This is a genomic window from Oceanobacillus sp. FSL H7-0719 (assembly GCF_045040795.1).
GTDB lineage: Bacteria > Bacillota > Bacilli > Bacillales > Amphibacillaceae > Oceanobacillus.
Genome location: NZ_CP150301.1, coordinates 3,315,166 through 3,339,490 on the forward strand (window position 1 = coordinate 3,315,166; position 24,325 = coordinate 3,339,490).

Sequence of the window (24,325 nt, forward strand, 5' to 3'; positions counted from 1 at the left end):
ATCAGGGAAAAATATTAAAAAGATGTGAGGTGAATATATTGAGCGATAAAAATAGAAAATCCACAGAAGGCGAAAGAACGAAATGGAATGAGGAAGATCGTACGAAGCTTGATGGTTTTTATGAGCAGCGATTTGTCGATGATATTCCGCTAGAGGATTTAAAGATAGAACAAGAAGATGAAAAAGACAAGCATAAGACAAAAGACGATTCACAAAGTGAACGCAAATATAAAGAGAAAAGTGACTAAACAGTATGATGAGCCGTTTCTTTGCTTATTCAGCCATTATCCGGGAATAATGAAATGAAGAGGTGATGCTATATGCCGACAGAATTTATTATCCGTATTATTTTGTCAGCGATTGTATTAATTGTGCTCGTTATTATTCTCATCCGTTTCAGTGGCAAGAATTCGAAAAGTACAGCACGAGATTCGTTAGATATTATGAAAGAGAGATATGAAAAGGGAGAGCTTTCCAAGGAAGACTATGAAGAAGCGAAGAGAAGGAGAGGCAAAACTTGACTTGAGGATTCAATTATAAAATGTTAAAAAGACTGAGACAAAATAAATTTAATTTAATAAAATCCGAACGATACCTTGAATTCGTTCGGATTTTAAGTGGACTCCTGATTAATTTAGTTTAGAATAACTTCCCCCCGAAAATATACCGCAAATTTGATAGCTTGTTATTAATAAGGTTGCGCATAGACAATATAAAACTGGATTTCGAAAAACTGTCTTTGATAAGTTTTCTCTCTGCCCAAGGAAATCAGAATTGTTATTTAACAGGTGATGCTAACACTTCTCTAAGCCAGTGGGAGTAAGAAAAGTGGAGAAACCATCTATTAGAACACCTCTATCAGACAGTGGCAGCCAGACAAGCGGTGAAACTGTCTATGAGCATACATCTGTCCAGAAAAAACAGGGTTAACCTGAATTAAGATTATCAGATTTCAATCGACTATGAATGAGTATCCAATTATAAAAGTTAACTTCAAAAGCTTTCTATAATGTTCGTCTTTTAATTGGTTGGTATTAATTGAATCCCAGTCTTTTATTTGGGAAGAATTTTTTTTGCTTGCTGAAATTACATTTATGTGGGGGAATGCCAGATTCATTCTGAAGTTCAAAGCGGAAATTCCAATCAAAAACATAAAAAATAGTTGTCAGACTGCTGGATGCTGAAGATAGTCAGACATAATAATACCTCCTGTTATTACCATGACAGGAGGTATTTAGCTTAACCTTCGAAGCGGGAAAATTTATCATCAAGTGGAATTCTTGCCTTTGGTTCCGGCTTTTCATCAAAATACCCCATATGAATAAAGCCAACGATTTTTTCATTTTCTTTCACATCAAGAATTTCTTTTACTTTTTTATCATAGATATGTGGATTGGTTTTCCATACGACACCGAGTTGTCTTTCCCAGGCAAGTAACCAGAAGTTCTGAATCATTGTTGCAACAGCCCCAAAATTTTCGTCCCATTGCTTTTCTATTTCCGGTGCTTCCATTACTGCAACAAGAATTGCATTTGGCTCGTTTAAGTAGTTCTCACGGTTTTCTTGTCTTTCTGGTGGATATGTCGATGCTACACGTTTTGCGAATACAGGCAGCTTATCTTTGGCAACGAAGATAAATCTCCATGGCTGACGCATTCCGTGTGTAGGAGCCCAGAGTGCAGCCTCTAATAAATCACGTATTGTTTCTTCAGTAACTATTTTATTAGTATACCCCCTTTTAATCGCCCGGCGCTCACGAATAACTGAAGCTAAATTAGATTTCTCCATTTTGCATACCCCTAATTTTTATATATTTAATTTCTTTAATTATCAGTTAAATTGTAGGGGATGCATTCTATAAAAGCAAGTAAACTATTAAAAAGAAGGCATTTTGCAGAATGTAACATATCCTTATGAGTTTGTGAGTAAAATCACTGATTTTTTCCCGAAATGCGCTAAAATTAGATTATGATTGGTTGTAATTAGGAGGTAAGCAGATGACGTTTTATGAAATACTCGTATTTATTCATATCTTTTCAGCGATCCTTGGAATGGGACCGGGTCTTGTAATGACAGCTGTAGTAACTTTGTCAAAGCCCAGCAATATGACTGAATTAAGGCATGCTTTCAATATTAGAAATTCCTTACATATTTTTACTATGATTGGCGGTGCATTGCTGCTTTTATCTGGGCTGGTAATGGGTTTTCTGAATCCATATTGGTTTAGTCAAGCGTGGTATGTTATAAGTCTAGTACTTTTTCTAGTTTCACTTGCGATGGGACCGATTGTGCTTAAGCCACGTTCAGCCCCAATTAAAAAGTTATTTATTGACGTAACAGACGAAGAGATTCCTGCCGTTTACAAAACCTTATCAAAGGAGTTATTTTATTACGAACGCATCACTAACATCATATTCATTATTATAATTTCCTTGATGATTCTTAAGCCGTTCTAATTATATAATATCCCGCTATGATTCAATAACACACAACAATCCGCTATTCTGAAGAGGTTAATCGACTAAGCGACAAGTGAGTGAAGTTGAAAACACATAATAATGTGTTTATATTTATTCTTATGAGGTAAGTGACTATTGTAAATGTACCTAAAATATGATATAGTCGTAAAAATTTACATTAGGGAGGATTACCGATGAAAAGAGTTTCACTTGAAGAGATTTTTCTACATCCTGTGACACAGAAGTACTTGCAGCGCTCAGGGGTTGCTCACGCTGTATCGGTAGCAGAATTTGCATATATCTTTGCAAAACGATTTAATGTAAACCCTGATCAAGCAACAAAGGCTGCTTTGCTTCATGATATTGGACATTATACGTGGTACCGTGACGGAGAATGGGATTATGACCTCTACCGGGAGAATGATATACATGCGATTAAAGGAGCAAGCCGCGCGCATAAATTATTAATAACAATTGGTGAGGACCGCCATTCGGCAAAAGAAATTGCAATTGCTATTCTGCTTCATACAGACTCTTATTTGCCACATGGTGAGCTCAAATTAGAGCCTCTTCAGCAAGTAGTCGCGATGGCAGACGAGGCTGATGAAGAAAGCGGAGGGAATCACCATTATAAGAGAATGGACATTACTGCAGCACTTGAAAGATTACGTGCATTGGATACACAAATTAATAAAGCAGATGATTCAATAGGAAAAATTCGGGGAATTGGTTGATACGATTAACACAATAATCCCCGAATTTTAATAGCTTCATATTTTATACATTGGTCAGAATGCTTGTTCATCCATATCAGCAAAGTATTCTTCCAATGTAACCCCTGCTTTGTTTATTTCCTGAGCAGCTTTTTTGCCAACATAGCGCAGATGCCAAGGCTCAAATTGATATTCTGTAATATCTTCTTTTCCTTCTGGATAGCGGATAATGAATCCGTAGTCGGCAGCATGCTGTTCTACCCACTGGCCTTCTGGTGTCTCTCCAAAGTCAGTAACAAGCTGGTAGTTTACAGATGCACTAGAAATATCCATAGAGAGCCCTGTTTGATGTTCTGACTCGCCAGGTCTTGCACTAAAAGCATTGGCTGCTTCTTCACCATGCTTTTCTGTATAAGCGTTAAAGAGGGACACTTGACGTTCATAAGAGCGATATCCAGATTGTGCATAGAGCTCGAAGCCTGCAGTATCTGCCGCTGCGAACAAATCTTCTAACGCAAGAGCAGCTGGTTCACGCAATTGCTTTTTAGGCAGGTCTTCTGTGAACGGGAACCTGACATCAGGAACTACAAGATCATGTGGAATATAATCTTCTGGTAAAGCGTTTGCTTTATTGACAATCGCCAGTTGATCATAAGGATTACCTAAAACTTGTGTACCAGCATTCGTCATTGCAGGCTCGTCAAGCGGTGGAAGTGCAGCTCCAGGTTCAACAGTTTGTTCTTCTTTTAAGATGCTTTCTAGAGCATGCTTAGTAGCTTCATCATAAATACCAGTAACGAAAAGGTCTTCCGTTTGTAATTGTAAATCAGTTACCGCCCAGGTTGTGACTGCTGAATAAATGCTATCTGCAGATAATTCATAGCCAATTTCAATCAGTGCTTTTTGAAGAAGAAGAACATTCTCCCCTTCGTCCATTTTTTGCAAAGATTCTTCAGGAAGGGAAATTTCATTTTCCGAAGCAAAGGATGGCGATGTATCCTCTATTTTTTCTCCTTTTGAATCTATATTATTTACTGGCTCTTCCGTGCATGCAGCGAGCAAGGAGAGCAGTATTAATAAAGTCATTACTTTCCATTTCATTCATAATCCCTACAATCTTTTATAATTGATACCACGATTTATTTTCTCACAAGAGTACAGGAGAGGGCAATAGCGATTTCGACCCTATTTCTGGATAAATATAAGTTCTGGTAACTGGAGAAAGAGGAAATAATAGTTCACAAAGAAGACAAAGAGGTGCAAGCTGAACAGTTGTAAATTGTGTCAAAATCAGCTACAATTTATATATAAACTGTCCAGTCAGTTTTAATAGAAGAGTAGGTGTAACAGATGCCAAAGATTTCAGAGGAAGCAAAGGAAGAAAGAAAAGCTAAAATACTTGATGCAGCATTAGAATGCTTTTCAACGAAAGGTTATTATGCATCGACAGTGGATGATATAGTTAACTATTCGAAGCTAAGCAAGGGATCCGTATACAACTATTTTAAAAGTAAAGAAGAAATCTTCCTTAGTCTTTTACAGCAGAGAAGTGAAGAAAACCTTAAGGAACTTACTGCAGGACTTGCAAGAATAACTAGTCCAATTGAGAAATTGCGTTATTGGATAAGAACAGACATTCCATATAATGCAAACAAGAAAAAGTTTATGCATGTGCATATAGAGTCTTGGCTTTATGCGGCAGATGTTCCACATGTTAAAGAAGTATTAAGAGAAAGCTTTGATACACTTTTTCAGTTCACTCAAGATATCATTGTTCAAGGACAAGAAGCAGGGGAAATCAAGCAGGATATTGATCCCAATGCAGCGGCGGCGATGTTTTGGTCACTTCATGATGGGATCTGGCTGCATGCATCTATTGGCTATGACGAAGAAAAAATCGAAAAACGGATTGCAGAAATGGAAAAAGCATTGCTTGCATACTTAACTTAAAAATAAAGGAATATTGGACTTTACAATAAATAAACTGACCAGTCATTTTAAAAGATAAAAGGAGGCAATTTTAATGAAACTATGGTTTAATCGTCAAAACGCTCAAAAGAATCTTGCGAAAAGCAAAAAAACACGTGATTATTATTACATCAAGAACGAAGAGCAGCTTCAGCGTGAAAGAATTTCTCTGGAATACGATTTTATCCGATCATTAGCAAAATAAATAAAAAAAGGTTTCAAGCATCAAAGCTTGAAACCTTTTTTTATTTACTCAATTATCGTATAACAAAACTGCTCGATGTGGAAGTGGAGCTATTTGGCAAACAAGTGGGCAATTTCAACAATGACTTTTGCGGCTTTTTCCATATTGTCTACAGAGACATACTCATACTTGCCGTGGAAGTTTTCACCGCCAGTAAAAATGTTTGGCGTAGGGAGTCCCATATAAGAAAGCTGTGAGCCATCTGTTCCACCACGGACAGGTTCGATGATTGGCTCGATATCGTACTTTTTCATTGCCTGACTTGCAATATCAAGGATATGTTTTACAGGTTCAATTTTCTCACGCATATTGTAGTACTGATCTTTCATTTCAAGCTGTACATTTTCTTCGCCATATTTTTCCTGCATTTCATTTACGAAACCAGCAAGTGCAGTTTTTTTATCTTCAAATTTTTGTCTGTCATGGTCACGGATAATATAGTACACTTTTGTTGATTCCACATCACCAGTTATCGAGATAAGGTGATAGAAACCCTCGTATCCTTCTGTATGCTCAGGTGCTTCGTTTTCGGGAATCATATTTACAAATTCTGCGGCGAGTTTACCGGAGTTCACCATTTTATTTTTTGCTGTACCAGGATGCACGCTGTTGCCTTTAAAGGTTACTTTAGCAGCAGCTGCATTAAAACTTTCATATTGTAATTCACCAAGAGGGCCCCCATCAATTGTATAGGCGTATTTTGCACCAAAGCGCTCCACATCAAATTTATGCGGTCCCCGGCCAATTTCTTCATCTGGTGTAAAGGCGATGCGAACCTGACCATGCTCAATTTCGGGATGCTGAATCAGGTAGTTCATTGCTGTCATAATCTCAGCTATACCTGCCTTATTATCTGCACCAAGTAAGGTAGTTCCGTCCGTAGTAATAAGTGTGTGTCCTTTGTAGCTTGGCAGCTCAGGAAATTCTTTGGCTGAAAGGACAATATTCAGCTTTTCATTTAATGTAATATCATTGCCATCAAAGTTCTCAATTACCTGTGGATTAACATCCTTTCCAGTAAAGTCCGTTGCCGTATCCACATGTGCAAGAAATCCGATTACAGGAACATCTTTATCTGTATTTGCTGGGAGTGTTGCCATTAAATAACCATTTTCATCTGCCGCAATATCCTCCATGCCAATAGAATTTAATTCCTTTATCAGCAGTTTAACTAATTCCAGCTGCCCTGGAGTTGATGGAGTAGTCTCAGATTCTTCATTTGATTGTGTATCAATTTTTGCGTAGGTAGTCAGTCTCTTGATCAATTCTTCTTTCATCGCTAAATCACTCCTTATAATTTAAAAAATGAATCATCTTTTATTTTTAAAATTAACTCCTATTTTATCACAAAGTTACGGAACTCGAAATATTCACAGCAGGAAACCTGTGTAAAGTAATAGAATAATTAAATATATGGGAAAAATCTTTCTTGTTATTGAAGAAAGGTTTACAATAGAAATACGAGTAAAGAAGTGGAGGGATCTGGATGACGGATTTAATCAGTGTGGAGCGTTTGAAAAGCCGATTAAATAATATGCAGAATAACACAATAATCATTGACGTTCGTTTTAGACTGAATGATGAAGATGCAGGCAGAAAAATGTATCTGGAAAGTCATCTGCCTGGTGCAGTTTACCTGGACTTAAATAAAGATTTATCTGGAAGAGCAGAAAAGCATGGTGGCTCCCACCCTTTGCCAGACTTTGATTTGTTTGTTAAGAAGCTTGGAAATATCGGGATTGATAACGACACAACGGTTATTATTTATGATGAAGGAAACGATATGTTTGCTGCAAGGCTGTGGTGGCTGCTTGAAGCAATAGGACATTCAAAGGTTTATATTCTGGAAGGCGGTCTCAATGGCTGGGTGGAGGCGGGAAATGCAACCACATCAGAAATACCGGCACTGCAGTCTAAAAACTATAAAGCTAAATTTCAAGAAGATAAAATCGTGGATATGAAAACAGTAAGAGAGAAAATAGCAGTAGGAACAAAACTGATTGATTCACGAACGGAAGATAGATACTTAGGTGATTTCGAGCCACTTTACAGTAAAGCAGGACATATTCCAGGGGCAAAAAATTATTCATGGAGAGCGGTACTGTCTGAAAATGGAGAATGGCTGAAGGGAAATGCGCTTGAAGAACACTTTTCTGATTTAGATAAAGATGAAGAAATCATTGTATCATGCGGATCTGGAGTCTCAGCTTGTGTAAATATATTAGCCCTTAAAGGCTTAGGTTATAAAAATATAAAACTTTATCCCGGCAGTTTTAGTGACTGGATATCACATGATGAAAATGAAATTGAATTAGGTGAAGACTAACCAATGCATATTTCACGTTGTTCTTGGGTAACAAATGATCCGATTTATATTGCGTATCATGATAATGAATGGGGTAAACCTGTTCATGATGATCGTAAACTATTTGAAATGCTTACTTTAGAAGGTGCACAAGCGGGTTTAAGCTGGATTACAATTTTGAAAAGAAGAGAAAATTATCAAGCTGCATTTGATGACTTTAATGTGGAAGTCATCAGTCGATATTCTTCGGATAAAATAGATGCACTGCTGCAAGATCCCGGTATCATTCGCAATCGGAGAAAGATAGAATCTGTTATTCGCAATGCGCAAGCTTTCTTGAGTGTACAGGATGAGTTTGGAAGTTTTGATGCATATATATGGAAGTTTATTGGTGGAAATCCGCTTATAAATCATTGGCAGACAGATGATGAAGTACCGGCAAAAACAAAAGAATCAGAAGCGATGAGCAAGGATTTGAAAAAAAGAGGTTTTAGTTTTATTGGCCCAACAATTTGTTATGCATTTATGCAGGCAACAGGTATGGTGAACGACCATACAAAAGGTTGCTTTCTATATAGGACCGGGGATTCAGCAAAGGTCAAAGAACAGGATAAAAAGTAGAAACTCCTAAACATATAACGTTAAATGGCTGCAAATTGGATATCAACTTTGCAGCTGTTTTTTATATTACATTATTGGTTTGAAAGAGATGAAACCTATCTAAACCTGTTCCGTAATGAAGCTGTATGTCAAAATACACTATATGAAGGGGAGTGATTAATATGGCAATGAAAAAGGTATTTATTTCAATGCTTTCTGCACTGCTGGTCTCCATGTTTGCGGTTGGTGGAAGTGTCTTCGCAACATCTCTATACTATTACTTGAATGAGGAACAATTTGGTAAAGTGATAACAGCATCACGAATAATCTGGTTTTCCATTACATTCATTCTCTCATTCTTATTTATATTTTTGGGACTGGGTAAAAAAGAGAGGCAGTAACTTTTAATTGTTGATACGAAGTGCTGATAATCTTAATTCAGAATTGCTCTGTTTTTTGGACAGTTGGCGTTCTTAAGGACTGTTTCTTTACTTTTCAGGCTGGTACTGTCTTATAGAGAGGTTCTAATAGACAATTTCACCGCTTGTCTGGCTGCTATTGTCTTATAGAGGTGTTCTAATAGACGGTTCACCACTTATCTTGCTATTACTGTCTTATAGATACGTTCTAATAGACGGTTTCATCATTTTTCTTGCTATTACTGTCTTATAGACACGTTCTAATAGACAGTTTCACCGCTTTTCTGGCTGCCACTGTCTTATAGAGATCTTCTAATAGACGGTTTCTCCACTTATCCTGCTCCCACAAGCTTAAAGAAGGGTTCACATTACCTGTTAAAGAACAATCCTGATTTCTTCAGGCAGAGAGAATACTTGTCAATGACAGTTTTTCAAAATCCAGTTTTATATTGTCTAAGCGCAACCTTAGTAATAACGATTTTCGAATTTCCTGTATCTCTAGGGGGAGAGTTATGCTGAATTAAAGTAGTCAGAACTTAATTTAAAAACCGAACGAAATTAAGGTATCGTTCGGATTTTAATATATTATATTTCTTTTGTCTCATCCTCATTAATATTAAATCTTGGGCCGTTAACTAGAGCATAATTGGAGACATGGCTTTTAGCTCATTCTACTATAGCTTAAATACATTTATTTCTTCATTTAGGTGCTCTGCAAGACGGGCGAGTTCGTCTGCATTGCCGGATACTTCTTCCATAGAACTGGCTGTTTGCTGTGAGGAAGCAGCTGCTTGTTCAACTCCAGCCGCTGATTCTTCAGAAACAGAAGCAATCTCTTCGATAAGGTGATTCATTTGGCCGCTGTTCTCAGCAATATGATTCAGGTTTTCTGAAATAACAGTGATTTTTTCGGACATACTGTTAACTGCACCGCGAATAGCCTCGAAGTTTTGCCCAGTAGCTTCAATTTGCTCAGTGCCTTCTTGAACTTCCTGATATCCTTTGGACAGAGAATCTACTACATGATCTGTTTCCTTTTGAATGGCTGACACGATGGAGGTAATTTCTCCAACGGATGTCGAGACTTGTTCGGAAAGCTTGCGGACTTCATCAGCAACTACTGCAAATCCTTTCCCGTGTTCACCAGCTCTTGCTGCTTCAATTGCTGCATTAAGTGAAAGCAGGTTCGTCTGATTTGCAATATCTTCTATTACCCCTACCAGATTCGAAATGGCCTGGGATTGCTTATCGAGATTTTTCATCTTCGTAACCGAATCAGCAACAATATAATCAATCTGCTTCATTTGATTTACAGAAGTTGTCATTAATTCTTGGCCATTATTTGTCAGCTTTAGTACTTCATTGGAGCTTGCAGCAATATCCACACCGTCTTGCTCTGAATGTTTTACAATATTTGTAAAGTCATTCATTGTTTCTGCTAAATGTGAAGCACTGTTTGCTTGTGCTTCGGAACCTGAGGACAGTTCTTCCATTGTTGAAGCAACTTGAAGGTTTCCTTCTCTTACCTCGTTTGCAGACTGATTTAATTCCTCACTCTGGCTGGAGAGACTATTGCTTGCGTCAGAAATATTAGTTAATATATTTTGCAAATTGCCTTTTAGAAGATTAATGGCGAATGATAGCTGACCAATTTCATCCTTGCCCGAATAAGTTGCAGCTGGAGCTTGGAGATTTCCATGGGCTACTTCTTTAATGATATGTACAACTTTATTCAACTCTCTAGAAATATTTCTGCTAAGTAATAGAATCAAAGCAATACCAATTAATATTGCAGTTATATTCGCAATGGAAAGTGCGAGCTTGCTGTCTTCCATCTTTTGAGACGCTGCGTTCACGGCATTGTCTTGTTTGCCGGCAGTGATTTTCATCAGCTGATCGGCAATTTCTACGTTTTCTGTACGGAAACGGTATGTTGATTCTCTAAGATTCTTTGCCATAATGGATTGATTATTCTCTATAGAAGGGACAATCTTAGTATTGAAAGTATTGTTAATACTGTTATCTTTACTCTTTAAGTCTTTCATTAATTGTTGTTCTTCTTCAGTCTCTAAACTGGGCTCTATTTTTTCAATTAGCGTATTTAATTCTTGTTCATACATACTAAAGGCATCACTGTATGTACTGTTTTCAGTTAAGAGATAGTCAGCGATTTGTACATCCTTTGCTTGGATTGTTGATGCCAGCTGTGAAATGTCATTGATGTGGGAACTGTATACCTTTAAATCCTGGGCATTTTGATTTGCGCCATTTAACTGTACGTATACTATAAATCCAGCAAAGGCGAAAATGAAAACAGCGATTAGAAAAGTTGCTGTGTATTTAAGTCCAATGTGTAAATTATTTAATCTCAAGCTAAAATAACGTTTCTTTCTGACTTTATTTTTCATCTTTCAATTTCCCCCTGTTTCTTATTGTTTAAAAATAGCAACTAGTAAATAATTACTACAAAATTGGAATAGGATAAATAATATTATACCTTATTCATAGGAAGAAAGGTACTGAAAAATGAAGAATAGTTAGATTGTTTGTTATTTTAGCTCAAAATAAAAATTAAATTAATTAAAAACTCGTTCTACAGCACTAACAAATTCTTCGAAAAATGCTGGACTGTCTTTTTTATTTAAACCGACATACATGTTTTTCACGATTTCTTCGTTATACCATTTTTGCTTATCGAAACCTGCATTAAAAATATCCCATATTGCTGTTCCTATTTCCTGTAAATCTCTTTCAATAGAGAGCAGATTGTCAAGACGGTCTGCAACGATTAATTGTTTGACATCAAAGTCTGCCGTTTTAAGTGTATCAATCGTATGCTGTTTTCTTTCTTGCCAGCTTTTCGACTTATCCTCCGTGTGGGAACGAACAAGATTGGCGACTTCCGGACTGAATGCTTCTTCAATTTCTTCAATTTCAATCGATGTATCTTCAACAACATCATGTAAAAAACCTGCACTCACTAATGCATCACTTGCTCCGGCATTTTCCAAAATCTTTGCTACTCGGATTGGATGAGTGATGTAAGGTGTATTTCCACTTTTGCGAAACTGTCCTTCATGTGCTTTTTCAGCAAATTGCCTGGCTTCACTTTTCATCAATACACCTCCCTTAATTATTTTACTTTCTATAATATACAGTAATAATTTGAGTTATAATCCCCAATCATCTGCCAGAACTTCTTTTAGCTTATAAAATTGTTCTGTTCCAAGTACATGTTGAATTTGGTGTTCTAGGATTCCTTTTAGGGCTTTATTTCTTTCATAGCATGCCATCCCAAGGTCTGTCAGTTTTACATATTTATTTCGTTTATTACTTTCCACTTTTCCAGTAACAACAAGCAGATTTTCTTCCAGCTTATTTATAAGCTTATGTGTACCTTGTCTTGTAATTTCCACAATTTTACTTACTTCAGCAATAGTTTGTTCGCCACCTTCATACAAACGGTCGATAATTACCCATTCTGAATGTGATATTTGAATATTGCTCTGTTCGTTCCATCTATTTTCCATTGTTTTATGGGCTAATATTTGTTTCCTGCTTAATAAATCAAAAATATTTAAATCTAATTGTTTCTCCTCCACTAAAAACACCTCAGTCTGTATTTGCGGTCTACCCGAGAGGACTCCTTGGTCTACGAGCTTTACTATACAAAGGCTTGTACAGTATGTCAACTTAGTTGACGAAACTTAAGAATAGTAGTAAAATTATAATGTAAACCAAGTTGACGGTTTTAAAAATGGAGGTATAGCAAATGTTTAAAATTGGTGATTTGATTATTTATTCCACGCACGGAGTATGCAAGATTGATGACATTTGCGAGAAAAGCTACCGTGATGTAACGCGTGAGTATTATGTTCTGTATCCAATCGAGGATCCGAATCTGTTAATCAGCGTACCGGTAGACAGTGACCAGGTCGTAATGCTGGATATTATGGACCAAGAAGAAGCCAGAAAGGTTATTCAAGCCTTTGAAGAACCTGGTATGGAATGGATCGAGGATGCCAAAATCAGAAATAAGAAATACAACAATATTATTAGAGGCGGAGATCAAAAGGCCATTATCAAGCTTGCGAATACACTTATGCGGAAACAAATGGAAGCAAAGGGTAATAAAGAGCGCATGTATGATCAGGATCAAAAAATGCTGGAATATATTCAGGGCATCCTGTTTCAAGAGCTCGCGGCCTCCTTGGAAACAACAGTAGAAAATATAATAGACAAAATTAATGCAACCATACCATCTAAAATATAAATTGGGACAGTGGGACAGACTCCAACTGTCCCACTTTCATTTATAGGAAGAAACAAGTAAAATAGAGAATAGGGTATCGAATACGGTCACGGAGGTATATTGATGGATAAGGGAATTAATCAAAGAAAAACAGAGCATATCCGGCTTTGTTTAACTGGAAATGTAGAAGGTGTAAATAAAACGACTGGCCTTGAGGGGATTCATTTTATACATAATGCTTTACCTGAAATTAATTTTGATGATATCACTCTGGATACAAGCTTTTTAGGGAAGCAGCTGAAAGCACCATTTTTAGTTAGTTCAATGACTGGCGGCTCAGGGCTTGCTACGCAAATTAACCAAAATTTAGCCTTAGCAGCTGAAGAAAAGGGCTGGGTGATGGCGATAGGTTCAACACGTGCCTTTCTAGAAAGTGATCAATATAAGGAATCATTTATGATCCGAGAGCAAGCACCTACAGCACCGCTTATTGTCAACATTGGAGCAGTTCAATTTAATTATGGTTATGGCGCAGAAGAGTGCCAGCGTATTATTGATAAGACAGGAGCAGATTCGATTGTGCTTCATTTAAATAGTATGCAAGAAGTTGTCCAGGATGGTGGCGATCTTAACTTTGAAAGTCTGCTGCCAAAGATTGAAAAAGTATGTAAAACACTAGACGCCCCTGTTGGAGTAAAAGAAGTAGGCTTTGGAATTGATGGAGCAACAGCTGAAAAGTTATATAATGCAGGTATTTCATACATTGATGTAGCTGGTGCAGGTGGAACGTCATGGAGTCAAGTGGAGAAGCTCCGTTCACGTGATAAATTGAAGAAGGCAGCAGCAGAAGCTTTTAATAACTGGGGAATTCCTACAAAGGATTGCATCGTTTCTGTGCGCAGCAAGCTTCCAAATGCACCATTAGTAGCGAGTGGCGGTATGAGCACTGGAGTGGATGCAGCAAAAGCAATTACAATCGGTGCAGATATTATTGGTTTTGCCCGTCATTTACTAAAAGCGGCAACCGAATCACCAGAAGCTGTTTTACAAACAATGGAACAAATTGAACTGGAAATGAAGATGGCGATGTTTGGAATCGGTGTGAAGAATCTTGAAGAATTGAAGAATACAAACCGTGTTAATATCATGGGAACTTCCTTAATGGATGAAAGATAAGCTTACCAGATAAAAAGCTGTGATGCTCAGAAGACCTGAGCGGTCACGGCTTTTTTTTTTATCATGGAATAATGTTCCTAAAGCACATTATTTCAATAAATAATATAGCTATGCTACAATAATTTCAGTTTGCAGCACGGAGAAGCATAATGTGTTAGCAATTTATAAAAGAGGAGATCTTAAGTAATGAAAATTGAAATTTGGTCAGACTTTGTTTGTCCTTTTTGCTTTATTGGCAAAAGAAGACTAGAAAAAGCGCTGGATGGATTTTCAAACAAGGAATCAGTAACTATAGAATACATGAGCTATCAGCTGGACCCGACAGCAAAACATATACCAGGTAAAGACTTTTATGAAACATTTTCAGAATTAAAGGGGATTCCGCTTGAACAAGTGAAACAAATGAATCAACAAGTTGCAGAGCAAGCACGTACAGAGGGTTTAGACTACCATTTTGAGACAATGCAATATGTGAATACATTTGATGCACATCGAGTAGCCCAATTAGCAGCTAGAAAAGGAAAAGGAAATGAAATTACTGAACGTTTCTTATATGCGTATTTTACTGAATCAGAACAACTGAGTGATCATGAAACATTGGCAAAACTTGCAGATGAAGTAGGTTTGGATGGACTGGAAGTAAAAGAAATGCTTCAGACTGAAAAATACAGTCAGCAAGTAAAAGAGGACATTGCGATTGCGCGTGAAATTGGTGTGCAAGGCGTTCCTTTCTTTGTTTTCAATGAGAAATACGCAGTATCAGGAGCACAGTCTAGTGATATATTCAGTGAGGTCCTTGAAAAAGTCTGGGAAGAAGAAATGCATGAATCAGCACTTCAGGCGAAGAACCCTAAAAAAGCGGAAACTTCTTATTGTACAGATGAAGACTGTGACATTAAATGAGGATTCAAACATACTGCGTAACATGCTGCAGTATGTTTTTTTGTTTTATATCAAAGGATAGAGATGACAGTATTTATTTATTGACTAGGAGTATAAATCTGATATACTATAATTAACAATCTAATTGATAATGAATATCATTCTTATTTAGATTGATTTGTAAATGATAATAATTATTATTATTTGCATATTGTAAAAGCATAATCACAAAGGGAATTGGGAAAACAGAGCTTTTTGTCCAATTTTCATAAACAAAAGCTTGTTTTTCAAAGAGAAGGGCAGTCTATGAAAATAAGGTATCTCGTTATATTACTATTTGTTTTTTCATTGCTTTCCGTCTTTATAGGAGTTTCAAATGTTACTCCTCTTGATTTATTCAGTTTAACGGATGCGCAAAAACAAGTATTGTTGGTCAGCAGAGTTCCGCGATTGTTCAGTATTGTAATCGCAGGCATGAGCATGAGTATTGTTGGTCTGATCATGCAGCAGCTAAGTCGGAATAAGTTTGTTTCGCCTACAACTGCTGGAACATTAGATTCAGCAAGATTAGGTATATTAGTATCGATGATGATTTTCACTGCAGCATCTCCATTGCAAAAAATGCTTGTTTCATTCGCATTTGCTTTAGCTGGTACTTTTATCTTTATGAAAATCCTGGATAAAGTAAAGTTTAAAGATGCAGTCTTCATCCCATTAGTTGGCTTGATGTTTGGTAATATTATTAGCTCAATTTCAACATTTTTTGCTTATCAAAATGATTTGATTCAAAATATGTCGTCCTGGATGCAGGGTGATTTTTCCATGATAATGAGTGGGAATTATGAGCTGATGTTTATAAGCATACCACTTCTTTTTATTGCATATCTTTATGCAAACAAATTTACGATTGCAGGCATGGGAGAGGACTTCTCTAAAAGTCTGGGATTAAAATATCGGCAGGTTGTTAACTTAGGGTTGATTATCAGTGCCCTTGTTACTGCTTCAGTAGTTTTATCAGTTGGGGTTATCCCATTTCTTGGGTTAATCATTCCTAACATCGTTACTATTTACCAAGGTGATCATTTGAAAAACACCTTAATACATACCGCATTGCTAGGTGCAGTATTTGTTCTGTTTTGTGATATTGTCGGCAGGGTTGTTATTTATCCATATGAGATTCCAATCAGCTTAACAGTTGGGGTAATAGGTAGCGGAATATTCATCTATCTATTATTAAGGAGAAAGAAATATGGGTTATAAAAAGAAGACAATTATCCTTGCCATTATCGCAGTATCTCTAGCATGTTTGTATATTTTTTATGATTTAACCGGCAATATTGATTATATTTTGCCGAGAAGGGCAATCAAGGTATTCACAATTATCTTAACTGGAGGAACGATTGCACTTTCAACAGTTATTTTTATGACGATTGCGAATAACCGAATCTTAACACCAAGTGTGCTTGGTCTCGATTCGCTTTACATGTTGATTCAAACCGTAATAATCTTTATCTTCGGTGCAAATTCACTTGTAATGATGGACAGCAGTATAAACTATTTGATATCGATTAGTGCGATGATTGTATTCTCACTTATCTTGTATCAGTTTTTATTCAAGGGAGAACAAAATAATATCTATTTTCTTCTCTTAATCGGGATGATTCTCGGTACATTTTTTGGAAGTTTTACAGACTTCATGCAGGTCTTGATAGATCCAAATGAATTTAGTGTTGCTCAGGACCGCATGTTTGCAAGTGTTAATAATGTAAATACGGATTTAGTATATATTTCAGTTATTATAATCATAGTAGTTTTACTCTATTTTATGCGCTTTTATAAGTATCTTGATGTCCTGAGTCTAGGTAAGGATGACGCAATTAACCTGGGTGTGCCTTATGACTATGTTGTTAAGAGATTGCTTGTAGTTGTTGCAATTCTAATTTCAGTATCGACTGCTTTAATTGGTCCGATTACGTTCCTCGGACTTCTAGTTGTAAACGTTGCCTATGAAATGATGAAAACATACCGGCATCTGTATATTATATTAGGCTCGGTATTTATTAGTATTATCGCTTTACTGGGCGGCCAATTTTTAGTGGAAAAGATATTCACATTCAATACGACGATCAGTGTGATTATAAACTTTATTGGTGGAGTTTACTTTATATATCTTTTATTAAAGGAGAATAAATCATGGTAGATTTGAAGAATGTTTTTAAATCGTATGGAAACAAGCCGATTATAGAAGATGTATCTCTTAAAATTGAAAAGGGTACGATTACTTCATTTATTGGACCTAACGGTGCGGGTAAGAGTACACTTATCTCAATGATAAGCCGATTAATTACAAGAGATCAGGGTGACATCACCATTGATGGAAATGATGTTCTTAAAACAAAAAATAATGAATTAGCGAAGAAGATTTCAATTTTGAAGCAATCTAATGCAATTAATTTGAAACTTACCGTTCGTGAACTTGTATCTTTCGGACGCTTTCCTTACTCACAAGGAAAGCTGGACAAAGAAGATTGGGAAAAAGTTGATGAAGCTATTGAATACTTAGAGCTGGAAGAAATTCAGCATAAATATTTAGACCAATTATCAGGTGGTCAGCGCCAGCGTGCACATATTGCAATGGTTGTTGCGCAGGATACAGAATATATTCTGCTTGATGAGCCATTGAACAACCTTGACATGCGCCATGCAACACAAATCATGAAAACATTGCGTCGTTTGGTTGATGATATGGGCAAAACAATTGTTATCGTTATTCATGATATTAACTTTGCATCTTGTTATTCTGATCAAATTGTAGCATTGAAAGATGGAAAGATTGTAAAGCAAGGGAGAGCATGTGACGTTATCGATACTTGCGTTCTGAAGGAAATATATGACATGGATATTGATATCCAGGAGATTGATAACAAGAGAATTTGTGTTTATTACTAATAGTACACTTCTTTAAGCAGTTGGGCTGAATTAAAAAGTAAATTCTCATGAAAAAAATCCCCCTGTCCTGGCAGGCGGCAACCTATAGCCAAGACAAGGGAACATCAATAATTTAATTTTAACTTATATCTATTACAGCGTAAACAAAAATGCTTACGTATGTCTTTTTTAAATGAAATTTATCTCTTCTGTTCCAGAATCGTTAAGAGAGAATAGCTAAAGTTGGGGCTAATAATTACTGACATGAGGGGGGAAAGATAGTACAGGCAGGCTCTTCCTTGGTTCATGTTCATATTCTCAGGGAGCAGGGAGTTTACAAACTCGATATAATTACTTTCTAATCTAAATTTGCCCGGAGAATTAAAGAGGTTGCTATAGTTAATAATATAGGCTGAATGGCCAATCAAACATTATAAAAAGGGAGCACAATTAAATGAAAAAGTTTACACTTACATTACTCATGGGATTACTTATCCTATTCTTGGCTGCTTGCGGCTCTGATAGTGAAGATAAAGGAAATGATGATGCAGCAAATGCAGACAAAAATACAGAAGAGACAGATACTGAAGCTGGCGAAGAAGAGACAGCAGACGCTGGTACAGTTACTGTAGAACACGAATTAGATACGACAGAAGTACCAAAAAACCCTGAAACTGTAATTGTCTTTGACTTTGGGATTGTAGATTCATTAGATAAATTAGGTGTTGATATTGCTGGTGTTGCTAAGTCTGGTACAGTTCCAAGCTATTTATCAAAATATGAAGGTGATGAATATGCAAATATTGGAAGCTTAAAAGAACCTGATTTTGAAAAGATTTCTGAAGTTAATCCAGATCTTATTATTATTTCAGGTCGCCAAGCATCCCTCTATGATCAGTTTACAGAGCTTGCACCGACAATCCACTTAGGTGTAGATAATGAAAACTACATGGAATCATTTAAGGGAAATATGGAAGTTTTAGGACAAATTTTTGATAAAGAAACAGAAGTAGAAACAGAACTTGCAGCAATCGAAGACTCAATTGCTGATTTGAAAGAAAAAGCGGATGCATCAGAAGAAAAAGCATTAATTATTCTTGCAAATGACGATAAGATAAGTGCATACGGCCAAAGTTCACGCTTTGGAATCATTCATGATGTATTTGGCGTAAAAGCAGCTGATGAAAACATTGATGCCTCCACACATGGAATGAACGTGTCATTTGAATATGTAATGGAGCAAAACCCTGACATTCTGTATGTTATCGACCGTGGAGCGGTTGTAAGCAGCGGCGATGGTGAAGGTGGAGCAAAACAGCTGGTGGAAAATGAGCTTGTTGAAAACACAAATGCCTACAAAAACGAAAAAGTCTACTACTTGGACCCAGAATACTGGTACCTATCAGGCGGCGGATTAGTATCTGTATCTGAAATGGTTAAACAAATCGACGAGAGCATTAACTAAATCAAATAGAGCACAGGCTTGTAAACAGCCAAACGCAGCTTTGAAAAACTCTGAGTATCTTGTGTGATACTCAGAGTTTTTTTACATGAAGAGGAGAGAAGGAATGACAGTGTCTTAAGAAGATGGACTACTTTCCGCGTAGGCTGTAAAGGGACAGTGACGATAATAAATAGGGATGCGTATCAATTAAAAATGAAAAAACGAGTCCATACAGCCTTTAATAAAAGCTCCCTCATCTCATATATGGGAAATTCCACAGAATGCCGCTTACAGAACCGTTCATAAATAAATACTGCCTTCTTGTTGAACTCCCCCATGTATTTATGGTTTACTAGAGAAAGACTGATAAGAAATGAGGGAACATCAAAATGAAAAAACAACTGATGCTTGTGCTGACTTTGCTTTTGGCACTTGTCCTAGTGGCATGCAGTGATGATGCAGAAGAAAGCAAAAAAGATAATACGGATACAGATACAGAGGAGCAGAGTCCTCCAGAAGTTGAAATCACAGAGGAAGAACAAGCAGAAGATGATGCAGTCGTTGTAGATGTAAATGGAAATGAGCTACTAGGTGATAAATACAATAATATTTATAAACAGCTGAAAACAATGCTTCATATGTATGGGCAGGATACAAGCGATGTGGACATGCTGAAAGAAGAAACAATCTCAATTTTAGTTGAGCAAGAGCTTATTCGCCAAGATGCAGAAGAAAATGGCATTAAAGTGACGGAAGAAGAAGCGCAGGAGGAAATTGATACGATTATTGAGACAAACGGTGAGGAAGCATTAACAGCAATGCTTGAGCAATATGAGCTTACAGAAGATGAATTTCGTACACAGCTTATTGATGACCTTACTACTGTAAAATATATTGAAGATCAATTTGAAGTAGAAGTAACAGATGAAGAAATTGAAGAACAATATAATTCGCTTAAGGAACAAAGCGAAGAAGAAATTGGAGAGCTTAAAGAATACGAAGAGCTTATTAGACAGAATATTAGTGAGCAAAAACAAGGTGAATTGCTTGAAGGAAGAATCACTGAATTAAAAGAAGATGCGAAAGTAGAGACATTAATCTAATACACAAGAGATATTTGAAAAAACCAGGATGTAAGAACACCATCCTGGTTTTTGCTATTTTAGTTTATCCAGTACCTCTAAAAGCCGTTTCATATCTGCATCTGTACCAATTGTTATGCGCAGATAATTATCAATTTTTGGTTTGTTAAAATAGCGGACAAGTATATTGTTATCCTTTAGCCGCATATATAAATCTTCAGCAGGCCATGCTTTATGGCGAATAAAGAGAAAATTTGTCTGGGAAGGCAGGACGAAGAAATCACGTTTCTGTAGCTCTGTTACCAGCCGTTCCCTCGTTGCTAAGATTTTTTCTGTTGTTTCCCTAAAATAGGCTTGATCATTGATTGCTGCTTGTGCTCCAGCAATGGCGAGCCGGTCAATTGTATACGAATTAAAGGAATCCTTTACACGAATAAGCCCTTCGATTAACTCCTCAGACCCAAGTGCAAATCCAACGCGGAGACCTGCAAGCGAACGGGATTTTGACATCGTCTGAACAACGAGCAGATTGGGATAATCCTGCAGCAGGCTGACTGCCGATGCTTCAGCAAAGTCAATGTATGCTTCGTCTACAATAACAACTTTATCCAGGTTGTTATCGAGAATTTGTTTTACTGCACCGAGTTCAATAAAAATGCTGGTAGGCGCATTGGGATTGGGGAAAATTACGCCACCTTCTGACTGGAAATAGTCATCAGGAACAATGGTGAAATCCTCCCCCAGCTTAATCGCGTCATATGGTATATTGAAAAGCTTTGCATAAACGGGATAGAAACTGTATGAAATCTCCGGAAACCGAATCTTTTTTTCTGCTTCAAAAAAGGCCATAAAAGAAAACGCAAGCACTTCATCTGAACCATTTCCGATAAATACGTTTTCCTTCGTGAGCTTATAATAGGAAGCAATATCTTCTCTGAGCCCATCAACAGTTGGCGATGGGTAAAGGTTTAAAGCAACCTCGGCTTCCATCCGGATTGCCTCAATTACTTTCGGCGAAGGAGGATAGGGATTCTCATTTGTATTTAATTTAATCATGTCAGCTCGATTCAGCTGTTCACCCGGTACATAAGGATCCGCCCGTTTTACTGCATCACTCCAAAACTTACTCACGTTTCTGTCCTTCCTTTTCTAAATGTCTTTTCATCAATTCTTCTTTAATATCATCAAGTGTTACACCCACTTCTTCCATTAGGACAAGAACGTGGTAGGTTAAATCAGAGATTTCGGCAGTAAGCTCTGCTTTATTTTGATTTTTTGCTGCGATAATTACTTCGCTTGTCTCCTCACCAACCTTTTTCAAAATTTTATCTGCACCTTTTTCAAATAAATATGTTGTATAGGCACCTTCAAGTGGATTTTTATGGCGGTCCCGGATTTTATCAATGATCTGTGGAATAATTTCCTGAACAGGCAGTTCGTTTGTCTGCAAGGTTTGATTGAAACAAGTTTCTTCGCCTGTGTGACAAGCAGGGCCTAATGGTGTGACTTGTACGAGTAAGGCGTCCTTATCACAATCATAACTGATTTGCTTGACCTGTTGTTTATTGCCTGATGTTTCTCCTTTATTCCAGAGCGTCTGTCTGGACCTGGAATAAAACCATGTTTCCTCTGTTTCAATTGTTTTTTGTAAAGATGCTTTATTCATATAAGCTAATGTTAATACCTTTCCTGTTGCAGCATCTTGGACAATTGCAGGGAGGAGGCCATTTTCGTCATAGATTAATTCATCGATGTTGATTGCCATGATTGATTCTCCTATCCTATATATTTTGTTTTTCGAGGTATTGTTTTAATGCTGGGATTTCAATTTCTCCATAGTGGAAAACGGAAGCAGCTAAGGCAGCATCAGCACTGCCATTTAATAGCACTTCTTTAAAGTGTTTCATTTTGCCCGCACCACCGCTTGCAACGACAGGTACCGTAACCGCATCTGCTATTTTCTTTGTGAGGGCAAGGTTATAGCCTGTTTTTTCGCCGTCCTCGTCAATTGCATTCACTACAATTTCACCGGCTCCTAATTTATCTCCTTCGATTGCCCATTCAATTGCATCAATTCCTGTATCAACCCTGCCACCTTGTGCGTGCACAGTCCATTTATCTGGAGCAATTTGCTTTGCATCCATTGCAAATACTACTGTGGCACTTCCGAAAACATCGGCAGCCTCACGAATGAATTCGGGGTTGTTAATTGCTGCACTATTGATAGATACTTTATCAGCACCTGCAGCAAGTACACGCTGAATGTCTTCAATTGTACGGATGCCGCCCCCAACCGTAAATGGAACAGTTGTTACTTCAGCAACTTTCTCAACAACATCCAGAAATATTTCTCTTTCCTCTGTTGATGCAGTAATATCGTATAAAACAAGTTCATCTACCTGATTTGCATTATATTGCTTTGCTAATTTTACCGGATCTGCAACCTCTTGAATATTTTGGAACTTTTTCCCCTTTACAACTCGACCTTTATCGATATCAAGGCAAGCGACGATGCGTTTAGTTGTCATTCTTCTCACCTTCCATTAATTGAGTAAAATCAAGGTTTCCATCATATAATGCTTTTCCAATGATTGCTCCGTATAAACTTTGCTTCCTTAGTTTGATTACATCTGTTTCGGTTGTTACTCCCCCCGAAGCAATTACATCAAGGCTTGTGGCCTGGTTAATTGTTTCAAGTTCAGTAAAGTTTGGCCCTTGCAGCATGCCATCCTTTAAAATATCGGTATAGACAATGGTTTGGACTCCAAACTCCTCCAGCTCTTTAATAAGATCAATGGCCTTAACCGTACTGTCCTTTGTCCAGCCATCTGTTGCCACATAGCCATTTCTCGCATCAATCGATACAGCAATTTTTTCCTTGAATTGATTGACAGCTTGTTTTAGAAAGGCCTTATCATTAATTGCCGCAGTACCAATAATTACACGACTCACGCCAGCCTTCAGGTAATATGCAATGATTTCGAGAGAGCGAATGCCTCCACCAACCTGAATGGGGATAGAAGCGTCTCGAGCAATGTTGGCGATAACTTCTTGATTGATTGATTTGCCAGTCTTCGCACCGTCCAAATCAACAATATGAATAAACGCAGCGCCTTTACTTTCCCAATCCTTTGCAACTTCAATTGGCTGTTCATGATAAATTTTTTCTTTGTTATAATCGCCTTGTGTAAGACGGACACATTTGCCGTTAAGAATATCAATAGCAGGGAATAAAATCATAAAATCAACTCCGTTCAAATTTTTCGTATTACAATACGCCTTTAGTAGAAGGTACACCTTTGATTCTCGGGTTTTTCAAGGTTGCCTGATCTAATGCCCGGCCGAAGCCCTTATAAATAGATTCGATGATATGGTGGCTGTTTCTGCCATAGGCAAGATTAATATGGAGATTGACCCTTGCATTATTCGCAAACGCCAGGAAAAATTCTTCGACAAGCTCTGTATCAAAATTGCCCACTTTATCCTTTAAGCCTTCTACATTGTAGACGAGATAGGAGCGGCCGCTGATATCCAGGGAAACAGTGGATAGTGCTTCATCCATTGGTGTCGTAATGGTTGCGTACCGGGTAATGCCTTCCTTTGTTCCAAGTGCCTGATAAAAGGCCTGTCCCAAAGCTATTCCGATATCTTCAACGGAGTGATGCTGATCGACCTCGAGGTCACCGTCACAAACAACTCTTAAATCGAATAGACCGTGCTTTGTGAATAGTGTCAGCATATGGTCGAGGAAGCCAATCCCTGTTTTTATATCGCTTTTTCCTGTTCCATCTATGTTGAGTTCAAGTTCTATTTTTGTTTCTGCTGTGTCTCTTGAAATCGAATATTTACGCAT

28 protein-coding genes are annotated in these 24,325 nt (G+C 37.3%); 17 read left to right on the forward strand and 11 right to left on the reverse strand.

Features of this window, described 5'->3' with window-relative positions; all coding sequences use genetic code 11:
- Window positions 1-38 precede the first annotated feature (38 nt).
- Both NST93_RS16915 and NST93_RS16920 read left to right on the forward strand, forming a co-directional pair.
- On the forward strand, window positions 39-248 hold the full coding sequence (locus NST93_RS16915) for a hypothetical protein (RefSeq protein WP_405099061.1): 210 nt from the start codon (window positions 39-41) through the stop codon (window positions 246-248).
- 72 nt (window positions 249-320) lie between these two features.
- Window positions 321-521: an SHOCT domain-containing protein gene (locus tag NST93_RS16920; protein ID WP_405099063.1), complete on the forward strand. Its 201-nt coding sequence runs from the start codon at window positions 321-323 to the stop codon at window positions 519-521.
- A gap of 718 nt (window positions 522-1,239) precedes the next feature.
- Here the strand turns inward: NST93_RS16920 and NST93_RS16925 are convergent.
- A complete protein-coding gene (locus NST93_RS16925) occupies window positions 1,240-1,788 on the reverse strand; it encodes a nitroreductase (RefSeq protein ID WP_405099065.1) in 549 nt (182 codons plus the stop codon).
- 209 nt (window positions 1,789-1,997) lie between these two features.
- Here NST93_RS16925 and NST93_RS16930 point away from each other — a divergent pair, with 209 nt between their 5' ends.
- Together NST93_RS16930 and NST93_RS16935 are read left to right on the forward strand one after the other, a co-directional pair.
- Window positions 1,998-2,456: a DUF2269 family protein gene (locus NST93_RS16930; RefSeq protein ID WP_405099067.1), complete on the forward strand. Its 459-nt coding sequence runs from the start codon at window positions 1,998-2,000 to the stop codon at window positions 2,454-2,456.
- A 197-nt stretch (window positions 2,457-2,653) separates the two neighbouring features.
- A complete protein-coding gene (locus NST93_RS16935; protein ID WP_405099069.1) occupies window positions 2,654-3,193 on the forward strand; it encodes an HD domain-containing protein in 540 nt (179 codons plus the stop codon).
- Window positions 3,194-3,247: 54 nt separating this feature from the next.
- Here the strand turns inward: NST93_RS16935 and NST93_RS16940 are convergent, their stop codons facing one another.
- Window positions 3,248-4,273 carry a D-alanyl-D-alanine carboxypeptidase family protein gene (locus NST93_RS16940; protein ID WP_405099071.1) on the reverse strand — a complete coding sequence of 342 codons (1,026 nt, stop codon included), beginning with the start codon at window positions 4,271-4,273 and terminating at the stop codon, window positions 3,248-3,250.
- Between the two features lie 249 nt (window positions 4,274-4,522).
- Between NST93_RS16940 and NST93_RS16945 the strand changes: the two genes are divergently transcribed.
- Together NST93_RS16945 and NST93_RS16950 are read left to right on the forward strand one after the other, a co-directional pair.
- Complete coding sequence (locus NST93_RS16945) at window positions 4,523-5,122, forward strand: TetR/AcrR family transcriptional regulator (RefSeq protein ID WP_405099073.1); 600 nt, start codon at window positions 4,523-4,525, stop codon at window positions 5,120-5,122.
- Window positions 5,123-5,195: 73 nt separating this feature from the next.
- Window positions 5,196-5,345 carry a hypothetical protein gene (locus NST93_RS16950; protein WP_405099075.1) on the forward strand — a complete coding sequence of 50 codons (150 nt, stop codon included), beginning with the start codon at window positions 5,196-5,198 and terminating at the stop codon, window positions 5,343-5,345.
- An 89-nt stretch (window positions 5,346-5,434) separates the two neighbouring features.
- Here the strand turns inward: NST93_RS16950 and pepT are convergent, their stop codons facing one another.
- Window positions 5,435-6,661: a peptidase T gene (pepT, locus tag NST93_RS16955; protein WP_405099077.1), complete on the reverse strand. Its 1,227-nt coding sequence runs from the start codon at window positions 6,659-6,661 to the stop codon at window positions 5,435-5,437.
- Window positions 6,662-6,870: 209 nt separating this feature from the next.
- On the opposite strand from pepT, the gene NST93_RS16960 reads away from it, so the two are divergent.
- The 3 genes from NST93_RS16960 to NST93_RS16970 all read left to right on the forward strand — a co-directional run bounded on the left by NST93_RS16960 (window position 6,871) and on the right by NST93_RS16970 (window position 8,690).
- The gene (locus NST93_RS16960) at window positions 6,871-7,710 is read left to right on the forward strand and encodes a sulfurtransferase (RefSeq protein ID WP_405099079.1); all 840 of its coding nucleotides are present in this window, start codon (window positions 6,871-6,873) and stop codon (window positions 7,708-7,710) included.
- A 3-nt stretch (window positions 7,711-7,713) separates the two neighbouring features.
- Window positions 7,714-8,310 carry a DNA-3-methyladenine glycosylase I gene (locus NST93_RS16965; protein ID WP_405099081.1) on the forward strand — a complete coding sequence of 199 codons (597 nt, stop codon included), beginning with the start codon at window positions 7,714-7,716 and terminating at the stop codon, window positions 8,308-8,310.
- Between the two features lie 161 nt (window positions 8,311-8,471).
- Complete coding sequence (locus NST93_RS16970; protein ID WP_405099083.1) at window positions 8,472-8,690, forward strand: hypothetical protein; 219 nt, start codon at window positions 8,472-8,474, stop codon at window positions 8,688-8,690.
- 692 nt (window positions 8,691-9,382) lie between these two features.
- Here the strand turns inward: NST93_RS16970 and NST93_RS16975 are convergent.
- The 3 genes from NST93_RS16975 to NST93_RS16985 all read right to left on the reverse strand — a co-directional run bounded on the left by NST93_RS16975 (window position 9,383) and on the right by NST93_RS16985 (window position 12,310).
- Window positions 9,383-11,116, reverse strand: a complete 1,734-nt coding sequence (locus tag NST93_RS16975) for a methyl-accepting chemotaxis protein (protein WP_405099085.1) — start codon at window positions 11,114-11,116, stop codon at window positions 9,383-9,385.
- 168 nt (window positions 11,117-11,284) lie between these two features.
- Window positions 11,285-11,824, reverse strand: coding sequence for an HD domain-containing protein (locus tag NST93_RS16980; protein ID WP_405099087.1), 540 nt, complete (start codon window positions 11,822-11,824; stop codon window positions 11,285-11,287).
- A gap of 54 nt (window positions 11,825-11,878) precedes the next feature.
- On the reverse strand, window positions 11,879-12,310 hold the full coding sequence (locus tag NST93_RS16985; protein ID WP_405099089.1) for a MarR family winged helix-turn-helix transcriptional regulator: 432 nt from the start codon (window positions 12,308-12,310) through the stop codon (window positions 11,879-11,881).
- 170 nt (window positions 12,311-12,480) lie between these two features.
- On the opposite strand from NST93_RS16985, the gene NST93_RS16990 reads away from it, so the two are divergent.
- The 8 genes from NST93_RS16990 (at window position 12,481) to NST93_RS17025 (ending at window position 20,493) form a co-directional block, all read left to right on the forward strand.
- Window positions 12,481-12,981, forward strand: a complete 501-nt coding sequence (locus tag NST93_RS16990; protein ID WP_405099091.1) for a CarD family transcriptional regulator — start codon at window positions 12,481-12,483, stop codon at window positions 12,979-12,981.
- Between the two features lie 102 nt (window positions 12,982-13,083).
- Window positions 13,084-14,136 (forward strand): type 2 isopentenyl-diphosphate Delta-isomerase, encoded by a 1,053-nt coding sequence (gene fni, locus NST93_RS16995; protein WP_405099093.1) that lies wholly within the window; start codon window positions 13,084-13,086, stop codon window positions 14,134-14,136.
- A gap of 186 nt (window positions 14,137-14,322) precedes the next feature.
- The gene (locus NST93_RS17000) at window positions 14,323-15,039 is read left to right on the forward strand and encodes a DsbA family oxidoreductase (protein ID WP_405099095.1); all 717 of its coding nucleotides are present in this window, start codon (window positions 14,323-14,325) and stop codon (window positions 15,037-15,039) included.
- A gap of 285 nt (window positions 15,040-15,324) precedes the next feature.
- The gene (locus NST93_RS17005) at window positions 15,325-16,278 is read left to right on the forward strand and encodes an ABC transporter permease (RefSeq protein WP_405099096.1); all 954 of its coding nucleotides are present in this window, start codon (window positions 15,325-15,327) and stop codon (window positions 16,276-16,278) included.
- Window positions 16,268-17,218, forward strand: a complete 951-nt coding sequence (locus NST93_RS17010) for an iron chelate uptake ABC transporter family permease subunit (protein ID WP_405099098.1) — start codon at window positions 16,268-16,270, stop codon at window positions 17,216-17,218. The genes NST93_RS17005 and NST93_RS17010 overlap by 11 nt, the downstream gene beginning before the upstream one ends.
- Window positions 17,212-17,967: an ABC transporter ATP-binding protein gene (locus NST93_RS17015; RefSeq protein ID WP_405099100.1), complete on the forward strand. Its 756-nt coding sequence runs from the start codon at window positions 17,212-17,214 to the stop codon at window positions 17,965-17,967. Before NST93_RS17010 ends, NST93_RS17015 begins: the two co-directional genes overlap by 7 nt.
- A 433-nt stretch (window positions 17,968-18,400) precedes the next feature.
- A complete protein-coding gene (locus tag NST93_RS17020; protein WP_405099102.1) occupies window positions 18,401-19,411 on the forward strand; it encodes a siderophore ABC transporter substrate-binding protein in 1,011 nt (336 codons plus the stop codon).
- A 368-nt stretch (window positions 19,412-19,779) separates the two neighbouring features.
- On the forward strand, window positions 19,780-20,493 hold the full coding sequence (locus NST93_RS17025) for a SurA N-terminal domain-containing protein (protein ID WP_405099104.1): 714 nt from the start codon (window positions 19,780-19,782) through the stop codon (window positions 20,491-20,493).
- Between the two features lie 54 nt (window positions 20,494-20,547).
- Here NST93_RS17025 and hisC read toward each other — a convergent pair whose 3' ends face one another.
- From hisC to hisB, 5 genes are read right to left on the reverse strand one after another with little or no spacing between them, the layout of a single operon-like run.
- The gene (gene hisC / locus NST93_RS17030; RefSeq protein ID WP_405099106.1) at window positions 20,548-21,603 is read right to left on the reverse strand and encodes a histidinol-phosphate transaminase; all 1,056 of its coding nucleotides are present in this window, start codon (window positions 21,601-21,603) and stop codon (window positions 20,548-20,550) included.
- Entirely contained in the window at window positions 21,596-22,237 is a 642-nt protein-coding gene (gene hisIE, locus NST93_RS17035; protein ID WP_405099108.1) for a bifunctional phosphoribosyl-AMP cyclohydrolase/phosphoribosyl-ATP diphosphatase HisIE, read from the reverse strand. The genes hisC and hisIE overlap by 8 nt, the downstream gene beginning before the upstream one ends.
- Window positions 22,238-22,253: 16 nt before the next feature.
- Window positions 22,254-23,000 carry an imidazole glycerol phosphate synthase subunit HisF gene (hisF, locus tag NST93_RS17040; RefSeq protein ID WP_405099110.1) on the reverse strand — a complete coding sequence of 249 codons (747 nt, stop codon included), beginning with the start codon at window positions 22,998-23,000 and terminating at the stop codon, window positions 22,254-22,256.
- Window positions 22,990-23,712 carry a 1-(5-phosphoribosyl)-5-[(5-phosphoribosylamino)methylideneamino]imidazole-4-carboxamide isomerase gene (hisA, locus tag NST93_RS17045; RefSeq protein WP_405099112.1) on the reverse strand — a complete coding sequence of 241 codons (723 nt, stop codon included), beginning with the start codon at window positions 23,710-23,712 and terminating at the stop codon, window positions 22,990-22,992. Before hisA ends, hisF begins: the two co-directional genes overlap by 11 nt.
- A 28-nt stretch (window positions 23,713-23,740) precedes the next feature.
- Window positions 23,741-24,325 carry an imidazoleglycerol-phosphate dehydratase HisB gene (gene hisB, locus NST93_RS17050; RefSeq protein ID WP_405099114.1) on the reverse strand — a complete coding sequence of 195 codons (585 nt, stop codon included), beginning with the start codon at window positions 24,323-24,325 and terminating at the stop codon, window positions 23,741-23,743.

Bases quoted from the DNA above. Each gene is read 5' to 3' on its own strand.
- NST93_RS16920 (WP_405099063.1), top strand. From the start codon at position 321: ATGCCGACAGAATTTATTATCCGTATTATTTTGTCAGCGATTGTATTA.
- NST93_RS16925 (WP_405099065.1), bottom strand. From the start codon at position 1,788: ATGGAGAAATCTAATTTAGCTTCAGTTATTCGTGAGCGCCGGGCGATT.
- NST93_RS16930 (WP_405099067.1), top strand. From the start codon at position 1,998: ATGACGTTTTATGAAATACTCGTATTTATTCATATCTTTTCAGCGATC.
- NST93_RS16935 (WP_405099069.1), top strand. From the start codon at position 2,654: ATGAAAAGAGTTTCACTTGAAGAGATTTTTCTACATCCTGTGACACAG.
- NST93_RS16940 (WP_405099071.1), bottom strand. From the start codon at position 4,273: ATGAAATGGAAAGTAATGACTTTATTAATACTGCTCTCCTTGCTCGCT.
- NST93_RS16945 (WP_405099073.1), top strand. From the start codon at position 4,523: ATGCCAAAGATTTCAGAGGAAGCAAAGGAAGAAAGAAAAGCTAAAATA.
- NST93_RS16950 (WP_405099075.1), top strand. From the start codon at position 5,196: ATGAAACTATGGTTTAATCGTCAAAACGCTCAAAAGAATCTTGCGAAA.
- pepT (WP_405099077.1), bottom strand. From the start codon at position 6,661: ATGAAAGAAGAATTGATCAAGAGACTGACTACCTACGCAAAAATTGAT.
- NST93_RS16960 (WP_405099079.1), top strand. From the start codon at position 6,871: ATGACGGATTTAATCAGTGTGGAGCGTTTGAAAAGCCGATTAAATAAT.
- NST93_RS16965 (WP_405099081.1), top strand. From the start codon at position 7,714: ATGCATATTTCACGTTGTTCTTGGGTAACAAATGATCCGATTTATATT.
- NST93_RS16970 (WP_405099083.1), top strand. From the start codon at position 8,472: ATGGCAATGAAAAAGGTATTTATTTCAATGCTTTCTGCACTGCTGGTC.
- NST93_RS16975 (WP_405099085.1), bottom strand. From the start codon at position 11,116: ATGAAAAATAAAGTCAGAAAGAAACGTTATTTTAGCTTGAGATTAAAT.
- NST93_RS16980 (WP_405099087.1), bottom strand. From the start codon at position 11,824: ATGAAAAGTGAAGCCAGGCAATTTGCTGAAAAAGCACATGAAGGACAG.
- NST93_RS16990 (WP_405099091.1), top strand. From the start codon at position 12,481: ATGTTTAAAATTGGTGATTTGATTATTTATTCCACGCACGGAGTATGC.
- fni (WP_405099093.1), top strand. From the start codon at position 13,084: ATGGATAAGGGAATTAATCAAAGAAAAACAGAGCATATCCGGCTTTGT.
- NST93_RS17000 (WP_405099095.1), top strand. From the start codon at position 14,323: ATGAAAATTGAAATTTGGTCAGACTTTGTTTGTCCTTTTTGCTTTATT.
- NST93_RS17005 (WP_405099096.1), top strand. From the start codon at position 15,325: ATGAAAATAAGGTATCTCGTTATATTACTATTTGTTTTTTCATTGCTT.
- NST93_RS17010 (WP_405099098.1), top strand. From the start codon at position 16,268: ATGGGTTATAAAAAGAAGACAATTATCCTTGCCATTATCGCAGTATCT.
- NST93_RS17015 (WP_405099100.1), top strand. From the start codon at position 17,212: ATGGTAGATTTGAAGAATGTTTTTAAATCGTATGGAAACAAGCCGATT.
- NST93_RS17020 (WP_405099102.1), top strand. From the start codon at position 18,401: ATGAAAAAGTTTACACTTACATTACTCATGGGATTACTTATCCTATTC.
- NST93_RS17025 (WP_405099104.1), top strand. From the start codon at position 19,780: ATGAAAAAACAACTGATGCTTGTGCTGACTTTGCTTTTGGCACTTGTC.
- hisIE (WP_405099108.1), bottom strand. From the start codon at position 22,237: ATGGCAATCAACATCGATGAATTAATCTATGACGAAAATGGCCTCCTC.
- hisF (WP_405099110.1), bottom strand. From the start codon at position 23,000: ATGACAACTAAACGCATCGTCGCTTGCCTTGATATCGATAAAGGTCGA.
- hisA (WP_405099112.1), bottom strand. From the start codon at position 23,712: ATGATTTTATTCCCTGCTATTGATATTCTTAACGGCAAATGTGTCCGT.
- hisB (WP_405099114.1), bottom strand. From the start codon at position 24,325: ATGCGTAAATATTCGATTTCAAGAGACACAGCAGAAACAAAAATAGAA.